Below are 25,389 nucleotides of genomic sequence, written 5' to 3' on the forward strand. Positions count from 1 at the left end.
CCCCAGCCCGGCTTACGCCGTGCAGACTCGGTGACCGGGACCGGTGGGAGAGTGAGCCGTTATCGTGCCCAGGCCCTGAAATTCTGCGAAGTTCGGGGCCGGGCAATGCACTATCGGGGTGCCCGGAAATCGTTCCGGACCCCCCGATCGTGCAGATCAGTGCCTGTCGTTTTAGTGATTATCGCGCGGCAGGCCCATGGTCTGGGCGATACGCTGGTACTTTTCCGCGCCTTCGAGGATCGCGCCGGTGTCGAGCTGGCCGACGACCGCACGCTGGATCTCCTGCCACGGGGTCTGCGAAGCCGGGTAGGCATAGCCGCCCTTGGCTTCCAGCGCCGCGCGGCGAGCGGCCAGTTCCTCGTCCGAGATCAGCACGTCCACGCGGCCCTTCTTCAGGTCCATGCGCACGCGGTCACCGGTTTCGAGCAGGGCCAGACCGCCCATCGCCGCCGCTTCGGGGCTGGCGTTGAGGATCGAGGGGCTGCCCGAAGTGCCCGACTGGCGGCCGTCGCCGATGCACGGCAGGGCGCTGACGCCTTCGGTGATGAGGTAGGCGGGCGGACGCATGTTCACGACTTCGGCCGCGCCCGGATAACCGATCGGGCCGGCGCCGCGCATGAACATCAGCGTGTCGGGGGTGATGCCGGTGGCCGGATCGTCGATGCGGTGGTGGTAGTCTTCCGGACCGTCGAACACCACGGCCGGGCCTTCGAAGGCTTCCGGATCGTTGGGGTTCGACAGGTAGCGATTGCGGAACTCTTCCGAGATCACGCTGGTCTTCATGATCGCCGCGTCGAACAGGTTGCCCGACAGGACCAGGAAGCCCGCTTCCTCGACCAGCGGCTGGTCGAAGGTCTTGATGACGCGGTCGTCCTCGATGGTGGCATCGCGGCAGTTGTCGCCCATGGTCTTGCCATTGACGGTCATCGCGCCTTCCTTGATCAGCCCCTGGCCGATCAGCTGGGCGACGACGGCGGGCACGCCGCCTGCACGGTAGTAGTCCTCGCCAAGGTATTCGCCGGCGGGCTGGAGGTTGACCAGCAGCGGGATCTTGTGACCGTAGGTCTCCCAGTCCTTCAGCGGCAGTTCGACGCCGATGTGGCGGGCGATCGCGGCAAGGTGGATCGGGGCATTGGTCGAACCGCCGATGGCGGCGTTGACGACGATGGCGTTATGGAACGCGTCGAGCGTCAGGATGTCCGAGGGCTTGAGGTCCTCGTGCACCATGTCAACGATGCGCTTGCCGGTGTGGTAGGCGCATTCCTGGCGGTCGCGGTAAGGCGCGGGGATCGCCGCCGAACCCGGCAGCATCATGCCCAGCGCTTCGGCGAGCGAGTTCATCGTCGTCGCCGTGCCCATGGTGTTGCAGTAGCCGGTCGACGGGGCCGAGGAAGCGACGAGCTTGATGAAGCCGTCCGCATCCAGTTCGCCCGCCGCCATCATCTGGCGGCCCTTCCACACGATGGTGCCCGAGCCGGTACGCTCGCCCTTGTGCCAGCCGTTGAGCATCGGGCCGACCGAAAGCGCGATCGCCGGGATGTTCACGGTGGCTGCCGCCATCAGCAGTGCCGGGGTGGTCTTGTCGCAGCCGGTGGTCAGCACCACGCCGTCAAGCGGGTAGCCGTAGATCGCTTCGACCAGGCCGAGGTAGGCGAGGTTGCGATCAAGGCCCGCGGTCGGGCGCTTGCCGGTTTCCTGGATCGGGTGGACCGGGAACTCGATGGCGATGCCGCCGGCTTCACGGATGCCTTCGCGGATGCGCTCGGCCAGCACGAGGTGGTGGCGGTTGCAGGGCGACAGGTCGCTGCCGGTCTGGGCGATACCGATGATCGGCTTGCCCGAGCGAAGCTCTTCAAGGCTGAGGCCGAAGTTCAGGTACCGCTCCAGATAGAGCGAGGTCATGTCGACGTTGTCGGGATTGTCGAACCACGCGCGCGAGCGCAGCTTAGCGGGAGTCTTGTCGGTCATGGTGCGTTTCGTTTCGTTCGATCAGCGCGAGGCCGTGGAAAGGCGATAGATCATGACATGCTGGTAGGGCTTGCCGGGATCGACGCGGGTGGAGACGAAATTGGGGTGATTCGGGGCGTCGGGGAACTTCTGCGGTTCCAGCGCGATGCCGTCACCCATGCGGTAAACGTGGCCGTTCTTGCCGATGAAGGTGCCGTCCAGGAAGTTGCCGGAGTAGAACTGCACGCCGGGTTCGGTGGTCAGCAGTTCCAGCACGCGGCCCGAAACCGGGTCTTCGAGGCGGGCAGCCAGTTCGGGGGTCTTGGTCACGCCCTTGTCGAGCGCGAAGTTGTGATCGTAGCCGCGGCCCTTGACGATCTGGTCGTCGCGGCCATCGCGGATGCCTTCGCCGACCAGGCGGGCCTTGCGGAAGTCGAACACGGTGCCCGAAACGTCGCGCAGTTCGCCGGTCGGGATCAGCTTGTCGCTGACGGGCGTGTAGTGGCTGGCCGGGATCGTCAGGAGATCCTGGGTCGCGTCGCGCGGGCTGCCTTCACCGGCCATGTTGAAGATGGCGTGATTGGTCATGTTGAGCACGGTCGGCTTGTCGGTCGTGGCGTCGAACACGATCTTGAGGTTGCCCTGCTCGTCCAGCGAGTAGGTCACTTTGGCCTTCACGGTGCCGGGATAGCCGGCATCGCCGTCAGGGCTGACGAGCGAGAACACGGCGGTCGCCACCGGGCCCGACTTGACCGATTCGACCTTCCAGTTCTGGACATCGAAGCCCTTGCCGCCGCCATGCAGCGACTGGCCGTGGTCGTTCTGGGGAAGCTGGTAGGTCTTGCCGTCCAGCGTGAACTGGCCGTTCGCGATGCGGTTGCCATAGCGGCCGATGGTCGCGCCCCAGTAGTTGGGATGCGTCTCGAAGCTGGCAAGGTCATCGTAGGACAGCAGCACGTCGGCAACCTTGCCGTCGCGATCGGGTGCGTTCAGCTTCCAGAGCGTGGCGCCGAAGCTGAGGATCGTGGCCGAAATGCCGTTGGCGGCCTTCAGTGTCACCGCCGTGACGGCAGAGCCATTGGAAAGCGTGCCGGCAGGAGCCTGCGAGGCATCGGCGGCGAAGGCCGCGCCCGGAAGGGCGCAAGCAAGAGAAAGCGCGGAGGAAGTCACAAATACCTTGCGCAGAATCCTCATTCCCTTAGCTCCCATTTCGTTTCTGTATGTACGGACGAATCTCGGTGTGTTCCGGCGCCCTGGGCGGTGCTTTGGCCCATTGACGACGACGTTCCGCGCATATAGTCCGACAAATAGAAAGAGCGCAAGCCGGTTTGCCACAGGACCCGGCAGTTCTGTTATGAGAGGATAGACATGCCCCCAGTGGTTTCATCTGGAGATGCCCCCGTGCTTCATGCACCGCAGGCGGGCGTCCGTTACGGCCCCGCGCTTGCGCTGCTTGCCAGCCTGTTCTTCATGTGGGGCTTCATCACGGTCATCAACAACACGCTGCTGCCGCACCTGCGCGCCGTGTTCGACCTTAACTACACCCAGACGACGCTGATCGAATCGGTGTGGTTCATCGCCTATTTCTTCGCCTCGATTCCCTCGGCCAAGCTGATCGAACGGATCGGTTACCAGAAGTCGCTGGTCACCGGCCTGCTGATCATGGCGGCGGGCGCGCTGGGCATGATGCTGGCCGCCAGCATCCCGTCCTACGGCGTGACGCTGGTCATGCTCTTCGTGATCGCCAGCGGCATCACCCTGCTTCAGGTGGCGGCGAACCCTTACGTCGCCGTCGTCGGCAAGCCCGAGACCGCTTCCTCGCGCCTCAATCTGGTGCAGGCGCTGAACTCGATGGGCACCATGCTGGCGCCGATGTTCGGTGCTTACCTGATCCTCGGTCGTTCGAAGAGCGGCACGGCCGTTGCCGGCACCGTGCTGACCCCCGCCGAGCGCATTGCCGACGCGCACTCGGTGATCCTGCCTTACGCGCTTGTTGCGGTGGTGCTGGTGGTTCTGGCCGTCGTCATCGCCCGCTTCCCGCTGCCCGCGATGGGCTCGGCGAACTCGCGCGTTGCCAAGGACCAGCGCAAGAGCCTCTCGTTGTGGAGCCACCGCAACCTCGTGTTCGGCGTTCCGGCGATCTTCATCTACCTGATCGCGGAGATCGGCGTTGCTAATCTCTTCGTGAACTTCGTCAGCCAGCCCGACATCGCCAACCTCACCCATGAGCAGGCAGGCAAGTACCTGACCTTCCTGTGGGGCGGCATGATGGTCGGCCGTTTCGCCGGTTCGGCAATCATGCAGCGCTTCGACGCCTCGAAGGTCCTCGCCTTCTTCTCGGTCGGCGCGTTCCTGGTCATGATCACCACGGTCTTCGCGCATGGCCCGGTTGCCATGTGGTCGCTGATCCTCGTGGGCCTGTTCCACTCGATTATGTTCCCGACCATCTTCACGCTCGGCATCAAGGGCCTTGGCCCGCTGACCGAGGAAGGTTCGGGCCTGCTGGTCATGGCAATTGCCGGTGGCTCGCTGGTGATCGTGCAGGGCTGGCTTGCGGACACCTTCGGCTTGCAGAACTCGTTCCTGCTGACCGCCGTCTGCGAACTCTACGTGCTGTTCTATGCGCTGTGGGGCAGCAAGACGACGCATGCGGAACCGGATCTGGTTGTGCAGCCTGCCGAATAAGGCAGCGCGTTCAGCGATAAATGAAAAGGCCCCGGCGAGCGATCGCCGGGGCCTTTTGCTTTGGGTGTAAATGACCGGCTTGGCTCCGGTCCCAAACCACCTCAGAGCGCTCCAACTCCGTCATCCCCGCCTTCGCGGGCGGGGATGACGGGGTTTATGTTGTGAGCGCGTGGAATCGGGACGGAATGGTGAGGGAGGGAATCACTCCCCTCCGGCCGGAAGCTCCATCGCGCTGCGCGTATCCTCCAGCGCCAGATCGACCAGCACGTTCATCGCTTCCGCCGCGCCGGCCGCGTCGCCAGCCGCGATGGCGTCGTAGACGCGCACGTGGTCGGGGATCGGGTTGCGGGGCAGGGCGCGGGCGCGCTGCTTGAACTGGGTGGTCCAGTTCACCGCCGCCCCGATCGAGGCGCTGAGCACCAGCAGGGCGTCGTTACGGGTCGCCTGGAGAATCGCGTTGTGGAAATCGCGATCCGCCGCGCGGCCGGCCTCGGTGGTGAGCGTGTGCCGGCGCATTGCCGCCAGCGCGTCCTTCATCACCTTGAGGTCGTTCTTGTCGCGGCGCTGCGCGGCAAGGCGGGCGGCGGCGGGCTCGACGATGGCGCGCAGCTCGAACAGGCTGCGCACGAACTCGATATCCGGCTCCCCCGCGAAAGCCCAGCCCAGCACTTCGGGGTCCAGCAGGTTCCAGCGATCCCTTGGCAATACCCGCGTTCCGGCCTTGGGACGGCTTGCGACCAGACCCTTCGCCGTGAGTACCTGAATGGCTTCCCGATAGGCACTCCGCGACACCTGGAGCTCCTCGGCGAAGGCAACTTCACCAGAAAGAATATCCCCGGGCGCATATTTGCCGGACAAGATGGCCGTTCCCAGTTTATGGGCGATTGCACCGTGCAGGCGGCGGCCCGGACCCCGGGCCTCGTCGGCCGGCCTTGCACTTTCTTCATCGTTCACGAAATTGGCTTCTGACACTGTTACAGGCACCTCCCGAAAGGAACCTAACAGCCCTTTCAGCGTGAAGGAACGACAAACATTGCGTTTCCTGTGCGCTCGGAATATGTCGGAGTAAATAGGGAGACCCCAAATGACCGAATTCCGTTCCATCGTGGCCGCAACCGGTGAGCCCCAGGGCGAGCCGCTGGCCGTGAACGGCACTGCCGATGTCGCTGCCGCCTGCGCCGCAGCCGCTGCGGCTTTCGATACCTACCGTGCAACCGACCGTGAAACCCGCGCTTCGTTCCTGGAGCGAATCGCTGACGAGATCCTCGCCATCGGTGAGCCGCTGATCGAGGCCTACATGGCCGAGAGCGGCCTGCCGCGTGCGCGCGGTGAGGGCGAGCGTGGCCGCACCATGGGCCAGCTGCGCATGTTCGCCGATGTCGTCCGCAAGGGCCAGTGGCAGCAACTGCGCATCGATCCTGCCCTGCCGGACCGCGCCCCGCTGCCCCGTCCCGACCTGCGCCTGCGCATGATCCCGGTCGGCCCGGTCGCCGTATTCGGCGCATCGAACTTCCCGCTCGCCTTCTCGACCGCCGGTGGCGACACCGCTTCGGCGCTCGCCGCCGGTTGCCCGGTCGTGGTCAAGGGTCACCCCGCCCACCCGATCACCGGCAGCCTGATTGCCGCCGCGATCGCCAAGGCGGTCAAGGACGCCGGCCTTCCCGAAGGCGTGTTCCAGCACCTTGTCGGCCCGTCGAACGAACTCGGCGCCGCTCTGGTTCAGGATCCGCGTATCGCTGCGGTTGGCTTCACCGGCTCGCGCGGTGGCGGTCTCGCCCTCGCCAAGCTGGCGCAGGCCCGCGAAGTGCCGATCCCGGTCTATGCCGAAATGTCGAGCATCAACCCGGTCCTGCTGCTTCCCGAAGCGCTGAAGGCGCGCGGCGAAGCACTTGGCACAGCATTCGTCGGTTCGCTGACGATGGGCGCAGGCCAGTTCTGCACCAACCCCGGCCTGATTCTGGCCGTCGAGGGTGAAGGTCTGGACGCATTCGTCGCTGCCGCCACCGGCGGCGTGTCGGAAGCCAAGCCGCAGACCATGCTGACCACCGGAATCGCCGCCGCTTATGCCAAGGGCGTGGAAGCGCTTGAAGGCAATGCGGGCGTCGAGACCATCGCCAAGGGCGAAGAAGGCAGCAAGACCACCGGCGGTGCGATCCTGTTCCAGACCACGGCTGCACAGTTCCTCGCCGACAAGGCGATCGGCCACGAAGTGTTCGGCGCTGCGTCGATCGTCGTGCGCTGCAAGGACGAAGCCGAACTCGCCAGCCTGCTCGAAGGTCTTGAAGGCCAGCTGACCGCCACCCTGCACATGGACGAAGCCGACGAAGCCGCCGCTTCGCGCCTGCTGCCGGTGCTGGAACGCAAGGTTGGCCGTATCCTCGTCAACGGTTGGCCGACCGGCGTCGAAGTGTGCCACGCGATGGTGCACGGCGGCCCGTTCCCCTCGACCTCCGACCCGCGCACCACGTCGGTCGGCAGCCTTGCGATCGACCGCTTCCTGCGTCCGGTCAGCTACCAGAACTTCGCACAGGGCCTGCTTCCGGCAGAACTGCGCGACGCAGCCTACGGTGACGGCGCCCCGCGCCTGATCGACGGCACGCTTACCCTCTAATCAGCCCACCCAATCCCCGCGGCGCGCTCCCCCAAGAAGGCGCGCCGCGGATCGGGCTAAGACGCCCCGGGAGAGATCCATGACTTACCTTCGCCTGCTCCAGCATCGCGCGCCCGACGGCGTGCGCTCCGTTATCCTTGCCGAGGGCGATGCCGCCCACTTCCTTCAGGGCGTCACCACCACCCGCGAACTCGCCCAGCGCGCCATCGCCGAAGGCGTGACGCTGGCCGAGGCCGCCAAGGCTTGCGCTGCGGGCGAAGCGGTCGACATCAAGGCCGAATTCGCGGCCGGCACCCTGCTGGCCCCGATCGACCACGACGATTCCGCGCACCTGCTGATGACCGGCACCGGCCTGACGCACCTTGGCTCGGCCGAAGGCCGCAACAAGATGCACGCCGCCGCCGCCTCGGGTGAGCACGTCACCGATTCCATGCGCATGTTCCTTGAGGGCCTGGAAGGCGGCAAGCCCGCTGCCGGCACCGAAGGCCAGCAGCCGGAATGGTTCTACAAGGGCGACGGCCAGCTGCTCGTCGGCCCCGGCGAAGCGCTGACAATGCCTGCGTTCGCCAAGGACGGCGGCGAAGAGCCCGAACTGGCGGGCATCTATCTCGTCGGCGAAGACGGCAATGTCTACCGCCTCGGCCTCGCGCTCGCCAACGAGTTCTCGGACCATGTGACCGAGCGCCACAACTACCTCTGGCTCGCCCACTCGAAGCTGCGTCAGGCCGCGCTTGGCCCGGAACTGCTGCTCGGCACCCCGCCGGAGAAGATCGAAGGCACCAGCAAGATCGTGCGCGATGGCGAAACGATCTGGGAAAAGCCCTTCCTCTCGGGCGAGGCGAACATGTCGCACACGTTCGCCAACCTTGAGCACCACCACTTCAAGTACGACCTGTTCCGCCGTGCCGGCGACGTGCACGTCCACTTCTTCGGCACCGCCACGCTCTCGTTCAGCGACGGCGTGCAGACGCAGGAAGGCGACGTGTTCGAGATCTCGGCCGCGCCGTTCACCCTGCCGGTCGCCAACCCGCTCGCCCGCGCTGCCGCTCCGGCTGCGCCGACCATGACCGTGAAGGCGCTCTGAGCCATGGATCCGATCCGCATTGCCATCGTTGGCGTGGGCAAGATCGCCCGCGACCAGCACATCCCCGCCATCGAAGGCAACCCGAACTTCAGCCTGGGTGCCACGGTCAGCCCGCATCATCGCGGCCCCGAAGGCATCCCGCACTTCAGCAGCCTTGAAGACCTGATCGAGAACGGCCCGGCCATCGACGCGGTGGCGCTCTGCACCCCGCCGCAGGTCCGTTACGATCTGGCCGCGCTGGCGCTGTCGAAGGGCATGCACGTGTTCCTCGAAAAGCCACCGGGCGCCACGCTGGCCGAAGTGGCCGCGCTGGAAAGCCGCGCCGAGAAGGTGGGCGCGTCGCTGTTCGCATCGTGGCACTCGCGCTACGCCGCCGGTGTCGCTCCGGCCCGCGCCTGGCTGGCAGAGCGCACCATTCTCAGCGCCAAGATCATCTGGCGCGAGGACGTGCGCGTCTGGCATCCGGGTCAGGACTGGATCTGGGAGCCGGGCGGTCTTGGCGTGTTCGATCCGGGCATCAATGCCCTGTCGATCGCCACGCACATCATGCCGCGCCCGTTCTTCCTGAAGGATGCCACGCTCAGCCTGCCGGCCAACCGCGCCGCGCCGATCGCCGCCGATATCGAGTTCCGCGATACCGCCGGGGCCGAAATCCACATGGACCTCGACTGGCGCCAGACCGGCCCGCAGTCGTGGGACATCATTGTCGAGACCGACGCGGGAACGCTGAAGCTCGCCAATGGCGGTGCCGTGCTCACCCTGCCCACCGGCACCGAGCACAATGAGGACATGGAATATCCCGGCCTCTACGCGCGCTTCGCCAACCTGATCCGTGGCGGCCGCAGCGATGTGGACATCGCGCCGCTGCGCCTCGTCGCCGACGCATTCCTGCGCGGCAAGCGCGAACTCGTCGAAGAATTCCACGACTGATATTCCCGGGAGAGGACAAAAAATGTTGAAGGCGATTCGCCGCACCACTGCTGCTGGCCTGCTGAGCGCCACCTCGCTCGCAGGCACGGTCTCGACAGTGGCCCATGCCGATACCAACGGCCAGCCGACCACCGCGACGATCGAAGCCGACAAGCCCGGCCCGGTTTACCACAAGGAAGTCTTCACCCAGTTCGCCGAGCACCTTGGCACCGGGATCTACGGCGGCCTGTGGGTCGGCAAGAACAGCAAGATTCCGAACACCAACGGATTCCGCAACGACGTCGTCACGGCGCTGCGCGAGTTGCAGGTGCCGGTGATCCGCTGGCCCGGCGGCTGCTTCGCCGACGAATACCACTGGCGTGAAGGCATCGGCGCGCCGAACAAGCGTCCGGTCAAGGTCAACACCCACTGGGGCGGCGTGACCGAGCCCAATGCCGTGGGCACCCACGAATTCTTCGAACTGCTGCGCCAGGTGGGCGCGGAAGCCTATATCGCCGGCAACGTCGGTGACGGCACGCCGCGCGAAATGGCCGAATGGGTCGAATACATGACCGCGCCTGCCGGATCGCTGGCGGACGAACGTGCGCGCAACGGCCACAAGGAACCGTGGAACGTCGCCTACTTCGGCGTCGGCAACGAGCTGTGGGGTTGCGGTGGCAACATGCGCCCCGAATTCGCCGCCGACGAGACGCGCCGCTATGCGACTTTCGTGAAGGCCCCGGCCGGCACCAAGATCCTCAAGGTCGCCTCGGGCGCCAATGTCGACGACTACAACTGGACCGAGACGATGATGCGCGTCGCCGGCGGTAACGTCGACGGCCTCTCGCTCCACTATTACACGCTGCCCGAAGGCGGTTGGCCGCCCAAGGCCGATCCGGTCAATTTCGACGAGCGCGGCTGGGCCGATACGCTCAACGAAGCGCGCCGGATGGACGAACTGATCACCAAGCACTCGGCGATCATGGACAAGTACGATCCCGCGAAGAAGGTCTTCCTCGCGGTCGACGAATGGGGCGCCTGGTACGCTCAGGATCCGGGCACGCATCCGGGCTTCCTGCGCCAGCAGAACACCCTGCGCGATGCGCTGATCGCCTCGGTCCACCTGGACATCTTCGCCAAGCATGCGGACCGCGTGCGCATGACCGCCATCGCCCAGATGGTGAACGTGCTGCAGGCGATGATCCTGACCGACGGCAGCAAGATGGTGCTGACGCCGACCTACTGGGTCTTCGACATGTACAAGCCGTGGCAGGATGCGACGGTGTTGCCGATCCAGATCAAGTCGCCGTGGTATGCAAAGGACGAATTCACGATGCCGGCCGTCAGCGGCTCGGCGGTGAAGGGCAAGGACGGCAAGATCCACGTGGGTCTGTCGAACCTCGATCCGAACCAGCCCAACACCGTGACGATCAAGCTCGATGGCGTTTCGGCAGGGGCCGTCACCGGCAAGATCCTGACGGCACCGGCGATCAATTCGCATAACACCTTCGACGCACCCAGCGTGGTGAAGCCGGAGGCGTTCTCGGGCGCGAGCGTGCAGGGCGGCAATCTTGTCGTCACCCTGCCGGCCAAGTCGGTCGTGGTGCTCGAACTGCAATGAGCGTGAAGCACGTCCTTGGTGACTGGGGCACCACCCGCCTGCGGCTGTTCCGCATGGATGGTGGTGATGTGGACGCCCGGCTCGATGGGCCGGGCGCGCTCGCCGGCAATGCCGAGGGCGCGCTGGCCGAAAGGCTGGACGTCTGGAAGGCGGAAGGGGCGCTGTCCGAAGTCGTGCTTTGCGGCATGGCCGGCGCTCCGGGTGCACTCGTCGCGGCAGGCTATGCGGCCTGTCCGGCGGATGCGGTCCAGTGGCTGTCGTCGCGCACCCGGCTCGAAGTGGCCGGCATCCCGGTCTCGGTGCTGCCGGGGCTGAGCTGCAAGGATTCCGAGGGCGTGCCCGAAGTGATGCGGGGCGAGGAGGCGCAAGTCTTCGGTGCCCTCGCGCTTCACCCCGAACTTGCCGTGGGCGAGCATCTGATCGCGCTGCCGGGCACCCACTGCAAGTGGGTCTCGGTGGTAAACGGTACCATCGTCGGCTTCCGTACCCACCCGACCGGCGAACTGTTTGCGTTGCTGGCAGGCCAGTCTACGCTGACCGGGCCGGATACGCCGGGTGAGGGCAGCTTCGACGATGGCTTCGCGCGCGGTCTCGACCGCTGCGAGGAACCGCTGACCGGCGCCCTGTTCGAAGCCCGCGCCGCGCGGATGCTCGATGGACGCTCGAAAGACTGGTCGCGCGGCTATATCTCCGGTCTGCTGATCGGCGGCGAAGTTGCCGCGCAAGTGCCGACCGGCATTACGGTGGTGCTGATCGGCGACCCGGCGCTTTCCGCGCTCTATGATCGCGCGCTGGCGGCCCGTGGCTGCACTTCGCGCAAGATCGATGGCGATGCGGCAGTCCTCGCCGGGCTCGCCATCGCGAAAGGACAGAAGGCATGAAGATCGAAGACGTTCTGGCCGCAGGCCATGCACCCGTTGTGGCGATCCTGCGCGGCATTCAGACCCATGAAGCGGTCGCCATCGGCGAAGCGCTAGTGGAAGCCGGCGTGCGCATCATCGAAGTGCCGTTCAACTCGCCTGATCCGGCCGGTTCTATCGGCGCGATGGTGCAGGCGCTGGGCGAACGCGCGGCCATCGGCGGCGGCACCGTGATCGGCACCGACCTTGCCGAAACGCTGGCCGGCGTCGGCGGTACTTTCATGGTTTCGCCCAATGTCGATCCGGCCGTCATCAAGCGCTCGATCGAACTGGGCATGGACGTTCTGCCCGGCTTCCTGACCCCGACCGAGGCTTTCGCCGCCGTGGCGGCAGGCGCCAGCGACCTGAAGCTGTTCCCCGGCTCGGTGCTGGGCAGCAGCTACATCAAGGCGATCCGCGAAGTGCTGCCCAAGCACAGCCGCGTCTGGGCCGTGGGCGGCGTCGGCGCTGCCAATGTCGCGGAATACCGCGCGGCGGGCGTCTACGGCATCGGCGTGGGCGGCAGCCTCTACAAGCCGGGCTTCGATGCCGCGACGGTCGGCGCCAAGGCGGCCGAGATCATCGCCGCATGGAACGCGGCCGGGGGCTGAGCATGATCCGTAAGTTCTCGTTCCTGCTCGGCCTCGCTGCGTTGGGGCTGACCGGCAGCGTCGGTGCCCAACAGACCGACGGAGCACCGACGCTTAATTCGCAGATGACCGGCGACCTCGTGGTCCACGACCCCGTCATCATCCGCGAGGGCGACACTTACTACGTCTTCTCCACCGTGGGCCGCTATGTCGGCATCAAGACCTCGAAAGACCTGAAGCACTGGACCGACGCGGGCGCCGTCTTCGCCGAGATTCCGGCATGGGCGAAGCAGGCCGTGCCCGGCACCGAAGGCATCTGGGCGCCGGACATCTCCTATGTGAACGGCGAATACCGGCTCTATTACTCGGTTTCGACCTTCGGCTCGAACCGCTCGGCCATCGGTCTTGCGACGAGCAAGACGCTCGATCCCAAGGCCAAGGGTTATGGCTGGAAAGATCAGGGCCTTGTCGTCATGTCCACGCATGACGATGACTTCAACGCCATCGATCCGAATTTTGTGCAGGACGATCAGGGCCGTCAGTGGCTCTCGCTCGGCAGTTTCTGGAGCGGGATCAAGCTGTTCCCGCTCGATCCGAAGACCGGCAAGGTGGCCCCGGGCACCGAGCCCTATTCGATCGCCCGCCGTCCTGCCCCTGCCGGCGGCCCGGCCCCGATCGAAGCGCCGTTCATCATCCAGCATGGCGGATGGTACTACCTGATCGCGTCCTACGACTATTGCTGCAAGGGCGCGAACAGCACTTATTACACCGTCATCTCGCGCTCGAAGAAGATCACTGGGCCCTACAAGGGGCAGGACGGCAGCGACATGATGCAGGGCGGCGGCACGATCCTGCTGCGCGCCGATCTGGAGGAGAAGCACCGCTTCCGTGGCCCCGGCCATGCGGGTGCCTTCACCGACAAGGACGGCACGACCTACCTCGCCTACCACGCCTACGACAAGGACAACCAGGGCCGCCCCACGCTGCGCATCGCGCCGCTGGTCTGGGGCGCCGACGGTTGGCCCGTGGCGCAATACTGAGACCCACCAGCTGACACCCCGGCTTTCGGGCCGGGGTGTCCTTTTCCCGCCCGGGGGGTGCGACCGGGACACCGCAACGAAACGAAATCACGGAAGAGGACCCCCATGAATTTTCCCCTTTCGCGCCGCGCCTTTGCTGCCGGGGCCGCGATGCTGCCGATGGCCTGCACGTCTGCCGGCAAGAACGCGCTCGGCTCGGCCCCTGCCGCGACCGGCGCGCCCGTTCCCGTCAATCCCCTGGTAAAGCAGCGCGCCGACGCGCAAGTCTTCCGCCACGACGATGGCTACTACTACCTGACCGGCTCTGTGCCCGAGTACGATCGTCTGGTGCTCCGCCGTTCCAAGACCGTCGCCGGTCTCTCGACGGCCGAGGAACGCGTGCTGTGGCGCCATGAATCCTCCGGCCCGATGTCCGGCTTCATCTGGGCGCCCGAGCTGCACCTGATCGACGGCCGCTGGTACATGTACTTCGCAGCGGGCCCGAGCGGCGGCGGCGAGGACGTGTTCCGCATCCGCACTTTCGCTATCGTCTGCGACGGACCCGACCCGATGACCGGCAACTGGAAGATCGCCGGCCAGTTCCAGCTGCCCACGGACAGCTTCAACCTCGATTCGACGAGCTTCGTCCATCGCGGCACGCGCTACTTCGCCTGGGCCCAGCGCGAGGCGGGGATCGACACCAACTCGAACCTCTACATCGCGCCGATGTCGGGCCCGCTGACGCTGGCCGCCGCGCCGACCCGCCTGTCGGTGCCGACGCTCGACTGGGAAATCCGGGGTTACAAGGTCAACGAGGCGCCCGCCGTGATCGAACACGCGGGCAAGCTGTTCATGACCTATTCGGCCAGCGCCACCGACGCGCGCTACTGCCTTGGCCTGCTGACGATCGACGCCGAAGCGAACCTGATGGACGCGAGCCTTTGGACCAAGTCGCAGCATCCGGTCTTCACCACCAACACCGCGACCTCGGTCTACGGCCCCGGCCACAACAGCTTCACCGTGGACGAGCAAGGCCGCCCGCTGCTGGTCTATCATGGCCGCGACTACGAGGCGATCCAAGGCGACCCTCTGTTCAACCCGGACCGCCACACCCGCGTCCAGCGCCTCTACTTCGACGCCTCGGGCAATCCCGATTTCGGCGTGCCGGTCGGCAATGGCGCGATGCCCGATCGCTTCATCTCGGTCGCCCGTCCGGGCACCTACATGGCGCACGAGGGCACGCGCATGACGAGCGCCGCAGTGCCGCTGCCGCAGACGCAGTTCCGCGTGGAAGACGCGGGCGAGGGCACCGTAACGCTCTCGCCGATTCTCCTGCGGGACCATTGCCTCGTCGCCACGGCGGACGGTTCGGTTTCCATCGCCCCGCGCGGTACCGGGCCTGAGAAGTTCCGCCGGACCAGTGCCGGCGGCGGCGCCGTGCGATTCGTCTCGGCCACCGATCAGTCCAAGTCGCTGGCAGTCGCTCCGGACGGCCTGCGCCTCGCCCCCGGCAAGGACGCCGCGAGCGCCTGGAAGGTCGATTGATCTTTTAAAAGTCGGACAACGGCACCTGCGTCTGCCTGACGCGGGTGCCGTATGCGACCATTGTGCAACACCTGCCCCGGCATTTTCGAGCCATATCCGTTTTTGGACTTGCACCCGATTAGTCGGACTAATAATTAGTCTGAGTAATGTGAAGGGGCATGGTATGGGCCAGCCCCACATGGGAGGGTTGATCCATGGCACTCAAGCCATTTGCATTCTGCACCGTATCCGTATTCGCGCTCAGCCTTGCGGGCGTAGCCCAGGCTCAGGACGCCGGCGCGCAGCCCGATACGGCAGCCGAACAGCCGACCGGGGACGACATCGTCGTCACGGGTGTGCGCGCTTCGCTCGAATCGGCGCAGAACATCAAGCGTCAGTCGATCCAGATCGTCGATTCGATCGTTGCTGAAGACATCGGCAAGCTGCCCGACAACACCGTGTCCGATGCGCTTCAGCGCGTAACGGGCGTCCAGGTGACGCGCGGTGCGGGCGAGGCCGGAACGGTTCTTATCCGCGGCCTGCCCAACACGGCCACCCTGCTCAACGGTCGCGAGGCATTCACGGGCACGGCGCGCGGCGTTGCGCTTCAGGATATCCCGGCCGAACTGCTTGCCGGTGTGGACGTCTACAAGACCAGCACCCCCGACCTGGTCGAGGGTGGTGTGGCCGGCGTGATCGACGTGCGCCTGCGTCGTCCGTTCGATTTCAATGGTCTGGAAGTGGCCGGTGGCGGCCGCGCCGTCTACTCCGATCAGTCGGACAAGTGGGGCTATCTCGGTAGCGCGCTGGTCAGCGATCGCTGGGAAACCGGCGCAGGCGAAATGGGCCTGATGCTGGCAGCGTCGTACAACCGCCGTCGTTTCGAAGACAATACCGCGTTCGACTTCGTGTCGAATCCCGATCCGGCGACGGGTAGCACGCTTGCCATCCCCGACACTGTGGGTGGCCTCTACACCAACGGCGACCGCCGGCGCATGGCGTACAACGGTTCGTTCCAATGGCGTCCTGCCCCGAACCTCGAAATCTATGTCGACGGTCTCTATACCCAGTACAAGAATCGCTACGACACCGACTTCTTCGTGGGCCTGCCAAAGGCCGGCAACGTCACGTCGGTCACGGCCAATCCTGACTATCCTGCCCTTGCGGACAGCGTGACGGTCAAGGACGCCTACACGATCACCAGCAACCAGGCATATCAGGACAAGACCACCACCTATCAGGTGAACGGTGGGCTCAAGTTCGATGCCGACGATCACACGACGATCACGACTGAGCTGACGTACAGCCGCAGCAAGATCCAGAATCGTAACATGATCGTCGACACGTCGTTCAACGCACCGACGGCGGTTTACCAGTTCGACGTGGGCGGCACGCCCAACATCGACATCCAGGGCGTTGACCTGACCGATCCGGCCAACTTCACGCTGCGCACGCTGTTTGACAACCACAGCGTCGCGACCAGCAAGCAGTGGGCATGGCGCGGTGATCTTGAGCACCGGTTCGACGACGGCTTCCTGTCGAACTTCAAGATCGGTGCACGTTACACCAACCGTCGCGTCGATTCGCAGGCAACTGCCTCGGTGCCGATCGCGGCCGCCAATCCGGTTCTCGTGAGCACGCTGCCCGACGGTTTCTGGGACCTTTCGCCGAATAACCTGGTCAAGGGCCGGGCCGGCATCGGTCGCTTCCTCGATGCCGATGGCGACTATCTGCTTGGCAACAGCGATATCGTCCGCAGCCTGTTCGATCAGCCCAACGGCGATCGTCCCTATGAGCCCAACCTGGCCTTCTTCGACATCGAGAAGACTTATGCGTTCTACGGGCAGGCAGGCTATCGCTTCGACATCGGCTCGGTGCCGGTGGACGGCGTGGTCGGCGCGCGCGTGGTCAACACCGTGCAGAATCTCGCGGGCAACGGCGTCGACAGCAAGCAGAACTACGTGAACGTCCTGCCGAGCATCAACATCCGCTTCGGCCTGACCGACAAGCTCAAGCTGCGTCTGGCCGCGGGCAAGACCATCACGCGCCCGAACTTCTCCGATCTCAACCCGCTCGTCACTTACGTGCCCAGCGGCTCGACCGGCAACCAGGCCTATGCGGGCACTGGCTCGGGCGGCAATCCGAACCTGAAGCCAATTCAGTCGGATGCCTACGACGCGACGCTTGAATACTACATCAACCACAGCACGTCGGTGACGGCGGCTGCGTTCTATCGCAAGTTCGACAATTACGTCGTGGTCTCTTCGGATCCCGAGGAATACCAGGGCCAGGAGTGGCTGGTCAGCCGTCCGCGCGGCGTAAAGGGTACGCTCAAGGGTGTTGAACTTGCCTATCAGCAGTTCTTCGACTTCCTGCCGGGCGCGCTCAGCGGCCTGGGTGCCCAAATCAACGGCACCTTCATGGACGGCAACTACGACGATCCGATCTTCGGCAGTCAGCGTCTGCCGAACGTGTCGAAGTATTCGTACAACATCGTGGCCATTTACGAGAAGTACGGCATCACGGCGCGTATGGCCTACAACTGGCGTTCGAGCTTCGTGGACAGCCTCAATTCGGGCGGCAGCCAGGCGAGCACCATCGTCGCCAGCCCGACCGGCCAGCTTGACTTCTCGGCCAGCTACGACGTGACGCCGGCCATCACGCTGACCTTCGATGCCACGAACATCACGGACCGTGTCTATCACGACCGGTTCAAGGGTCTGAACTCGATCACCGGCGAATACAGCAACACGCCGCGTGACACGCGCACCTACGACCGGACGTTCGAGTTCGGCGCGCGCTTCAAGTTCTAATTGCCAAGGGCAGACTGCGAGGCATCGCTAACGACGCATCGCGGTCTGCCACGGGCGGCCGGTTCCCGGGGTTTCTCTCCCAACATCACCCCGGGGACCGGCCGCTCTTGTTTTTTCTGGATAATGACTGCCAGACGCTCGCCGGACCATGAAAGGGTAACGATGCGCGGAAATCTACGGACTGTCCTTGCCACCGCGGCGCTTCTTGCCACGGCGGCCAGTCCGCCAGCCGCCGATCGACCTCCGGTTGCCGTTGCCGCACACGCCGCGGCAAAGCTGGACATTGCCGCCATCGCCAAGGCCCGCTTCGGCAACGACGCCGCCTGGTACCAGCAGCGCATTCCCTTCTTCGAAAGCGCCGATCCGAAGATCGATGCGGTCTATTACTACCGCTGGGGTCTGTTCCGCGCGCACCAGCGCGACCTTGGCGCGCAGGGCTACATCACCACCGAATTCGCGGATGATGTGGGCTGGCAGCGCGAACCTTTCGCCAGCCTCAATGACGCCAGCGGCTTCCACATCGCCGAAGGGCGCTGGCTGAACGACCGCCGCTTCACCGACGACTACGTCAACTTCATGTACGAAGGCGGCAACGACCGTCACTTCACCGACTATATGGCGGACTCGGTCTGGGGCCGTTATCTCGTCGATGGCGACAGGCAGGCCTTGCTCGCGCATCTCAAGACGATGCGGCACGTCTACCGCCTGTGGGACGAGAAGTTCGACTTTTCCAAGGGCCTCTATTTCGTCGAGCCGCTGCTCGATGCGACCGAGTATACCGTCTCCTCGATCGATGCCTCGGGCGGCAAGGACGGGTTCCGGGGCGGGGATTCCTTCCGGCCCTCGATCAACAGCTATATGTTCGCGAATGCCCGCGCGCTGTCGAAGATGGCGGAGATGGCAGGCGATACCGCGATGGCCAAGGAATATGCCGAGCGGGCCGAAGCGCTGCGCACGCATGTCCTTCAGGACTTGTGGAACCCCTCGCTGGGCCACTTCGCCGACCGCTATCAGGTGAACACCGAATTCGCGAAATATTGGGATCCGATCCGCAATCGCGAACTGGTCGGCTACCTGCCGTGGATGTTCGACCTTGTGCCGGACGATGCCAAATATGCGTCCGCATGGTCGCATCTGCTCGATCCGAACGGACTTGCCGGCAAGGCGGGCATGCGTACGGTCGAGAAGGGCTACGAGTACTACATGCGCCAGTATCGCTATCTGGGCGATGCGCGCGAGTGCCAGTGGAACGGCCCGGTCTGGCCTTACCAGACGACGCAAGTGCTGACCGCGATGGCCAACCTGCTCGACCACTACGACGATCACGGACCGGTCACGCGCAGTGACTACATGCAGATGCTGCGCCAGTACACGCAGCTCCATTATCAGGGCGGCAGGCTCGATCTCGAGGAGGACTACGATCCCGAGACCGGCAAGCCCATCGTTGGGCTGGATCGCAGTCATCACTACTTCCACTCGGGCTATCTGGACCTGATCATGACCGGCCTCGTCGGCGTCCGCCCGCGCGCGGATGACGTGCTGGACGTGAACCCACTGCTGCCCGCCGCGACGGACGCGCAGGCGCTGGGCTGGTTCCACATCGAGCGCGTGCCCTATCATGGGCACGAGGTTTCAGTGACCTGGGACGCCGATGGCAAGCGCTATGGCCGCAAGGGGCTGACGGTTTCGGTCGACGGTACGGAACTCGCCCATCGCGATGATCTCGGCCGCATCGAGGTTCCGCTGGCCCGCAAGGCGAATGCACCCATCGCGCGCGAGACCGATCTCGCCGTGCAGCTGGTACGCGGCAACTATCCCATGGCTTCGGCGTCGTCCGGCACCGAGGCGGAAAACCTGCACGATGCCATCGACGGCCGCGCTTGGTTCTATCCGGAGCTTCCCAATGGCTGGGATTCGGCCGCCGGCAAGGCGGACCAGTGGTACGCGGTGGACTTCGGCAAGCCGGTCACGCTCGGCAGTACCGAACTCGCCTTCTTCGCGGACGGCGCCAAGTTCGCGGCCCCGCGCAAGGTGCAGTTGCAGGTATGGAAGGACGGGAAGTGGCAGCAGGTCGCCGCGCCCGTCGCGGCTCCGCTTGCAAATGGCGTGACCCGGCTTGCATGGTCGCCGGTCACTGCGGAACGCCTGCGCGTGACGATGAGCCCGGCGAACGGAAAGGCCATTCGCCTCGCCGAGCTGAAGGCCTTCGCTGACTGAAATATTTAACCTTACCAACGAGTAAACCGCAGATTTCGATCCGAAATTATCCGCGATTGAGGCCTCTATCCCTCATGTCGCACGGATATCCATTCGCTTCGCTGATCGCGGGGGTCTCTTCCTTCGTCGATCTCTCGTTGGTGATGCCCCAGTGGCTGGCAGGGGTGGCATCGGTCCACGTGGTATGCACGGTGCTGTTCATGGGACTATTCAAGCACGAGACCCGATAATGTCCGGTCTCGTGCCTGATGGCGTTCCGGATCAGCCCCCGGCGGCGTTCGCCAGCAGTTCGGGCGTCAGCACTTGCGGAAGCTGCACGGCCTTACCGTCCCGCCCATACCACATGTAAAGCGGCACGCCGGCGGCGCCTTGGGCGGTGAGGTAGCGTGTGATCTCCGGATCGCGCCGCGTCCAGTCGCCGCGCAGCACGATGACGCCGGCCTTGTCGAACGCGGCCTTGGTATCGGCGCGTTCGATGGCGACTTCCTCGTTGACCTTGCAGGTGAGGCACCAGTCGGCGGTCATCCACACGAAGACCGGCTTGCCCGAGGCGCGGGCCTCGGCAAGCGCCTTCTCGCTGAAGGGCTTTACGTCGAGCAGCGAGTTTACCGACGCGGACGGCGGGGCAGGCTGCGGCAGCACGATAAGGGCAAGGGCCGCGACCAGCACGGCAACGCTGGCGGCCGGGCGTGCGGAGCCGCCCTTGCGCTGGGTCCGGCCCATCACGAAGAGCGCCGCCAGGACCAGCACGAGGCCGAGCAGCGCAAGGCCCGTGAACAACGGCCCGCCGACTTTCCACGTCAGCCATGCCAGCGCCAGCGCGGTAAGCCCCATCGGCAGCGCCAGCCAGCGGCGGAACGTCACCATCCACTTGCCGGGACGCGGCATGCGCTTCCTCAGCGCCGGGATGAAGGCCACGGCAAGGAACGGCAGCGCGATGCCAAGGCCGAGCGCGGCGAAAAGCGCCATGGCGGGCAGTACCGGCAGCAGCAGCGCTGCGCCCATCGCGCTCGCCATGAACGGCCCGGTGCAGGGCGTTGCCACGAAAGCGGCGAGCAGGCCGGTGACGAAGGCGCCTCTTGTGAAGCTGGATGGCGACCCGCCCGAGACGAAGCCCGGCACGGTCAGTTCAAACAGCCCCAGCAGGTTGGCGGTTATCGTGGCCGCCAGCAGCAGCAACGCCACCACCACCAGAGGCTCCTGCAACTGGAACGCCCAGCCCACTTCCTGACCGCCCGCGCGCAGAGCCAGCAAGACGCCGCCGAGCGCGAGGCAGGCGAGCACGACGCCCGCCGTATAGGCCAGTCCCTCGATCCGTGCATGGGCCTCGCTCTCGCCCGCGCGGGCAAGGCTCAGCGCCTTGAGGCTGAGGATTGGGAAGACGCAGGGCATGACGTTGAGCAGCAGGCCGCCCGCCAGCGCGGCCAGCAGCAGCACGGGCAGGGGTGCCAGCGAAGGCGCGGCGCCACCTTCCGAACTGGTCGCAATCGGGGTGCCGCCGGTGGGCACGGGACCGGGCTTTGCCGCGAAGGCGATGCCGTCGCCTGCCGCGTTGAGGCGCAGCACGCCGGTCAGGGTCCCGGTGGTCTGCGGATCGAGTTTGGCGCGCGGGATAGTGACGATCAGCTGGTTGCCGTTCCACGCGAAAGTCTGCGCGGCGCCGTAGTCGACCAGCTTGTCCTCGCCGACGAAGATATGCGGTCCCTCCAGCGGCGTGGTCGCGGGCAGGGGAATGGCGATGCGGACGGTTTTCGCATCGATGGCGAAAGTGCCGGCGGCGTCGAGCGGGGCGGGCAGGCGGCGGGTCCATTCGGTGAAGCGCGGATCCTCGGGAGCCGCCTTTGCACCGATGCCGCCCACCGGCACTTCGACCGCGAGTTCGGCGCGTTCGGGCACGCAGATCTGCTCGGTACAGGCCAGCCACTGGGCGGCGAGCCGGATCGGCAGGCGGCTGCCCGGCGCGGCGTTGGCGGGCAGGGTGACCGGCACGAGCAGGGCATAGTCATGCTCGAAAACGTGATTCATCAGGCCCGAGACAACGAGCGTCTGCGGCACCGGATAACGCGGCGCGCCCGCCCTCGCGCCTTCGGGCAGCGTCCAGTCGAGCTGCATGCCGAAACCCGCATCGCCCGGATTCGACCAGTAGCCGTGCCAGCCCGCCTCGGGCTTCATGTGGATGGCGATGGTGGTCTCGCCCCCCGGCGCGGCAGTGGGACCGGCAACAAGTTCGACGGCAATATGGGTGGGCGCGGCGCCGGATTGGGCTTGAGCCGCAAAGGGCACGAGCAGCAGTACCAGCAATTGACACAGGAATGTCACGGAGAGGCGGTAGCGGCGCGTTTTCATGAAACTCCCGTAGTTGCCGAGGGTTGCGGCCGAACTTGTGTGGTTCGGGCGGTCCGGTCCTGCCAGCATCTGCGCCCAACGCCTCCAGATTTCAAGGAAGACCCCTCATGCGCCTCTTCTCCACCTCGCTCGCTTCGATGGCGATAGCCCTTGCGCTTCCGGTTTCGGCGTTGGCGGAGGAGGCGCCCGCCGCTCCGGCCATGCCGGCCGTGACAGAGCAAGTGCCACAGGGGGCGCCGAAGCTGATCGTGGCTATCGCGGTGGATCAGTTCTCCGCCGATCTCTTCGCGCAGTACCGCGAACACTACACGAAAGGCTTCGCGCGCCTGCTGCAAGGCGCGGTCTTTGCGCAGGGCTTCCAGTCGCACGCGGCGACCGAGACGTGCCCCGGCCACTCGACGATCCTGACCGGCGTGCACCCCGCGCGCACCGGGATCACTGCGAATTCGTGGTTCGTCCCCGGCATCGCGCGCGCGGCCAAGGAAGTCTACTGCGTGGAGGATGAAAACGATCCGAAGTCCACGCCCGAGGCGGTGACGGTGAGCCCCGGGCACTTGCTGGCTCCCACGCTGGGCGACCTGATGAAGCACGCCAATCCCCGGACCATCAACGCTGCCGTCTCCGCCAAGGACCGCGCGGCCGTGATGATGAGCGGGCACGATACCGATGCGGTCTACTGGATCGGCGACAGCGGCTTCACCACGTTCCCGGGGCGCCGCGCGGGCAAGGCCGCCGCAGCCGAGAACGCCGTCCTGACTCAGCGCGTGGCTGCCGGTGACGGCCCGCTGCCCGTCCCCGGCTGGTGCGGCAATGTCGACCGCGCGACCCCGATCGGGGACTTCACGATCGGCACCTACCGCTTCCCCCTCGCCGCCGGGGACTTCAAGTCCTTCGTCAACGGCCCGCGCGTCGACACCGCGACGGCCGAGATGGCCGTGCGCGTGGTGGACGAACTCGGCCTTGGCAAGGATGCGGTGCCCGATGTGCTGTCGGTCAGCTTCTCGGCCACCGACAGGGTTGGCCACGCCTACGGCACCGAGGGTGTCGAGATGTGCGTGCAGATGAACGTGCTCGATCAGGCGCTGGGCTATCTGTTCGACCAGCTCGACGCGCGCGGGATCGATTATGAGGTCGTGCTCACCGCCGACCACGGCGGCTTCGATGCGCCCGAGCGCCAGCAACTGCGCGGCAATCCCGATGCAGTGCGGATCGACACGGCGCTGACCGCCAAGGCGCTGGCCGCCGCCGTCACACAGGATACCGGCATTTCAGTCGCGAACGGCCCGCTGTTCTACGGCGCGGGGGAATCGGGCAGCGTATGGCTTTCGGCCGAACTGAACGAGGCGCAGAAGACGAAAGTCACGGCCGCGCTGGTCGCTCGGCTCAAGGCCAACCCGCAGATTGCGGCGGTCTATAGCGAGGACGAGCTAATGAAGATACCGGTGCCCAAGGGCAATCCGCAGGACTGGACGATCGAGCAGAGAGTGCGTGCCTCGTTCGTGCCCGGCCGCTCGGGCCCGGTGCAGATGCTGACCCGGCGCGGCGTCGTCCCCGGCAAGGCATCGCCGGGCAAGGTCGCCACGCACGGCAGTGTCTGGGATTACGACCGCCGCGTGCCGATGCTGTTCTGGCGCAAGGGCATGACCGGCTTCGAGCAGCCCACCCCGGTCGAAACGGTGGACATCGCGCCCACCCTTGCGGCGACTGTCGGCCTTGCCGCGCCGGCCGGCACCTGGGACGGAAGGTGTCTCGACATCGACGCGTCGGAGGCCGATAGCTGCCGTCGATGAACGACTCGGCAGCAAGGCTCGATACTGCGGCGGATCGCCGCGACCTGATTATCCTCGGCGGCGGTCTCGTCGGCATGACGCTGGCGCTCGCCGCCGCCAAGGCGGGGATCACCAGCCACGTGATCGACCGCGCCGATCCGGCGGACCTGACCGCCGAAGGCGCGGACGGTCGCGCCTCGGCAATCTCCACCGCGAGCTGGAACCTGTTCGGGAAGATCGGCCTCGCCGCCGCGCTGGAGGGGCTTGGCTGCCCGATCGCTTCGATTGCCGTGACCGACGGGATGAAGCCCGGCCGGATCGACTTCACGCCGAAGCCGGACGAAGGCTCGCTGGGCTGCATGTTCGCCAACCGCGATCTGCGCATCGCCCTGTTCGAGGCGGCGAAGAAGCAGCCGAACATCGCCTGGCACGTGAAGACCGAGGCGGTTCGCCGTGACCGTGGGCCACACGGTGTCGAGGTGGAGCTGTCCGATGGCCGCGTGCTCAAGGCGAGCCTGCTGGTCGCCGCCGAAGGCCGCCAGTCGCCCACCCGCGACGAGGCCGGCTTCGCGCTCGCCAAGTGGGACTACAAGCACCGCGCCATGGTGACCGGGCTGTTCCACGACAAGCCGCATGAGAACACGGCTTGGGAAATCTTCTATCCTGCCGGGCCCTTCGCGTTGCTGCCGCTGCTGGACGATGCCGAAGGGCGCCACCGCAGCGCGCTTGTCTGGACCGTGGCCGAGAAGGACGCGGCGGGCGTCATCGCCATGAGCGACGCCATGTTCGTCAACGAGGTTGAGAGCCGGATGCACGGTGTGTTGGGTAAGATCTCGCTTTCGGCCCCGCGCATGAGCTATCCGCTGCGCTTCCACCACGCGGGCCATGTGATCGACGAGCGCCTCGCCGTGATCGGTGATGCGGCGCACGGCATGCACCCGATTGCCGGGCAGGGCCTCAATCTTGGTCTGCGCGACGTGGGCGCGCTGGTCGAAGTGTTGACCGAGGGCATGCGTCTGGGGCTGGAGCCGGGCGATATGCAGCTGCTCAAGCGCTACGAGAAGTGGCGCAGCCTCGATGCCTTCATGGTCATGTCGGTGACCGATGGGCTCACCCGCCTGTTCGGCGTTCCCGGCCGCCTGCCCAGCGCCGTGCGACGACTCGGCATGGGCGCGGTGCAGCGCATTCCCACGCTCAAGCGCTTCTTCATGGACGAGGCGCGGGGCATGTCGGGCAAGTTGCCGGAATTGCTTCAGGGCTGAGGGCCCGGGCGTTAGCCCCTTTCACCCGCGAAATCTGGCTATCATCCGATAGCTCCGTCGCCCCCGCGCAGGCGGGGGCCCCGCTTCCTTGTC

Annotated in this window: 18 protein-coding genes; 13 read left to right on the top strand and 5 right to left on the bottom strand. The window is 65.8% G+C overall.

Annotated features, from left to right (window positions below):
* Positions 1-171: 171 nt before the first annotated feature.
* Positions 172-1,968: an IlvD/Edd family dehydratase gene (locus tag AC1VVK_RS11330; RefSeq protein ID WP_132388237.1), complete on the bottom strand. Its 1,797-nt coding sequence runs from the start codon at positions 1,966-1,968 to the stop codon at positions 172-174.
* A 21-nt stretch (positions 1,969-1,989) separates the two neighbouring features.
* Complete coding sequence (locus tag AC1VVK_RS11335; protein ID WP_482905152.1) at positions 1,990-3,132, bottom strand: aldose epimerase family protein; 1,143 nt, start codon at positions 3,130-3,132, stop codon at positions 1,990-1,992.
* Positions 3,133-3,315: 183 nt separating this feature from the next.
* Here AC1VVK_RS11335 and AC1VVK_RS11340 point away from each other — a divergent pair, with 183 nt between their 5' ends.
* A complete protein-coding gene (locus AC1VVK_RS11340; RefSeq protein WP_482903059.1) occupies positions 3,316-4,632 on the top strand; it encodes a sugar MFS transporter in 1,317 nt (438 codons plus the stop codon).
* Between the two features lie 201 nt (positions 4,633-4,833).
* Here AC1VVK_RS11340 and AC1VVK_RS11345 read toward each other — a convergent pair whose 3' ends face one another.
* Positions 4,834-5,604, bottom strand: a complete 771-nt coding sequence (locus tag AC1VVK_RS11345) for a FadR/GntR family transcriptional regulator (protein ID WP_482903060.1) — start codon at positions 5,602-5,604, stop codon at positions 4,834-4,836.
* Between the two features lie 112 nt (positions 5,605-5,716).
* Between AC1VVK_RS11345 and AC1VVK_RS11350 the strand changes: the two genes are divergently transcribed.
* The 10 genes from AC1VVK_RS11350 (at position 5,717) to AC1VVK_RS11395 (ending at position 19,919) form a co-directional block, all read left to right on the top strand.
* A complete protein-coding gene (locus tag AC1VVK_RS11350; RefSeq protein ID WP_482903061.1) occupies positions 5,717-7,243 on the top strand; it encodes an aldehyde dehydrogenase (NADP(+)) in 1,527 nt (508 codons plus the stop codon).
* A 79-nt stretch (positions 7,244-7,322) separates the two neighbouring features.
* Positions 7,323-8,327 carry an AraD1 family protein gene (gene araD1, locus AC1VVK_RS11355; protein ID WP_482903062.1) on the top strand — a complete coding sequence of 335 codons (1,005 nt, stop codon included), beginning with the start codon at positions 7,323-7,325 and terminating at the stop codon, positions 8,325-8,327.
* A 3-nt stretch (positions 8,328-8,330) separates the two neighbouring features.
* The gene (locus tag AC1VVK_RS11360; protein ID WP_482903063.1) at positions 8,331-9,257 is read left to right on the top strand and encodes a Gfo/Idh/MocA family protein; all 927 of its coding nucleotides are present in this window, start codon (positions 8,331-8,333) and stop codon (positions 9,255-9,257) included.
* A gap of 22 nt (positions 9,258-9,279) precedes the next feature.
* Entirely contained in the window at positions 9,280-10,857 is a 1,578-nt protein-coding gene (locus AC1VVK_RS11365; protein WP_482903064.1) for an alpha-N-arabinofuranosidase, read from the top strand.
* Complete coding sequence (locus AC1VVK_RS11370) at positions 10,854-11,738, top strand: 2-dehydro-3-deoxygalactonokinase (protein WP_482903065.1); 885 nt, start codon at positions 10,854-10,856, stop codon at positions 11,736-11,738. Before AC1VVK_RS11365 ends, AC1VVK_RS11370 begins: the two co-directional genes overlap by 4 nt.
* The gene (locus AC1VVK_RS11375) at positions 11,735-12,367 is read left to right on the top strand and encodes a 2-dehydro-3-deoxy-6-phosphogalactonate aldolase (RefSeq protein ID WP_482903066.1); all 633 of its coding nucleotides are present in this window, start codon (positions 11,735-11,737) and stop codon (positions 12,365-12,367) included. Before AC1VVK_RS11370 ends, AC1VVK_RS11375 begins: the two co-directional genes overlap by 4 nt.
* Before the next feature lie 2 nt (positions 12,368-12,369).
* Complete coding sequence (locus AC1VVK_RS11380) at positions 12,370-13,386, top strand: arabinan endo-1,5-alpha-L-arabinosidase (protein ID WP_482903067.1); 1,017 nt, start codon at positions 12,370-12,372, stop codon at positions 13,384-13,386.
* A gap of 105 nt (positions 13,387-13,491) precedes the next feature.
* Positions 13,492-14,910, top strand: a complete 1,419-nt coding sequence (locus AC1VVK_RS11385) for a family 43 glycosylhydrolase (RefSeq protein ID WP_482903068.1) — start codon at positions 13,492-13,494, stop codon at positions 14,908-14,910.
* 194 nt (positions 14,911-15,104) lie between these two features.
* A complete protein-coding gene (locus AC1VVK_RS11390) occupies positions 15,105-17,702 on the top strand; it encodes a TonB-dependent receptor (RefSeq protein WP_482903069.1) in 2,598 nt (865 codons plus the stop codon).
* A gap of 162 nt (positions 17,703-17,864) precedes the next feature.
* A complete protein-coding gene (locus AC1VVK_RS11395) occupies positions 17,865-19,919 on the top strand; it encodes an MGH1-like glycoside hydrolase domain-containing protein (protein ID WP_482903070.1) in 2,055 nt (684 codons plus the stop codon).
* 46 nt (positions 19,920-19,965) lie between these two features.
* Here AC1VVK_RS11395 and AC1VVK_RS11400 read toward each other — a convergent pair whose 3' ends face one another.
* Positions 19,966-20,121 (bottom strand): hypothetical protein, encoded by a 156-nt coding sequence (locus AC1VVK_RS11400; RefSeq protein ID WP_165912187.1) that lies wholly within the window; start codon positions 20,119-20,121, stop codon positions 19,966-19,968.
* Positions 20,122-20,180: 59 nt separating this feature from the next.
* Positions 20,181-22,265, bottom strand: a complete 2,085-nt coding sequence (locus AC1VVK_RS11405; RefSeq protein WP_482903071.1) for a protein-disulfide reductase DsbD family protein — start codon at positions 22,263-22,265, stop codon at positions 20,181-20,183.
* A gap of 107 nt (positions 22,266-22,372) precedes the next feature.
* Here AC1VVK_RS11405 and AC1VVK_RS11410 point away from each other — a divergent pair, with 107 nt between their 5' ends.
* Positions 22,373-24,055, top strand: coding sequence for an alkaline phosphatase family protein (locus tag AC1VVK_RS11410; RefSeq protein WP_482903072.1), 1,683 nt, complete (start codon positions 22,373-22,375; stop codon positions 24,053-24,055).
* Positions 24,052-25,296, top strand: coding sequence for a UbiH/UbiF/VisC/COQ6 family ubiquinone biosynthesis hydroxylase (locus AC1VVK_RS11415; RefSeq protein WP_482903073.1), 1,245 nt, complete (start codon positions 24,052-24,054; stop codon positions 25,294-25,296). The genes AC1VVK_RS11410 and AC1VVK_RS11415 overlap by 4 nt, the downstream gene beginning before the upstream one ends.
* Positions 25,297-25,389 lie beyond the last annotated feature (93 nt).

It is taken from the genome of Novosphingobium sp. BL-S-32 (assembly GCF_056857055.1).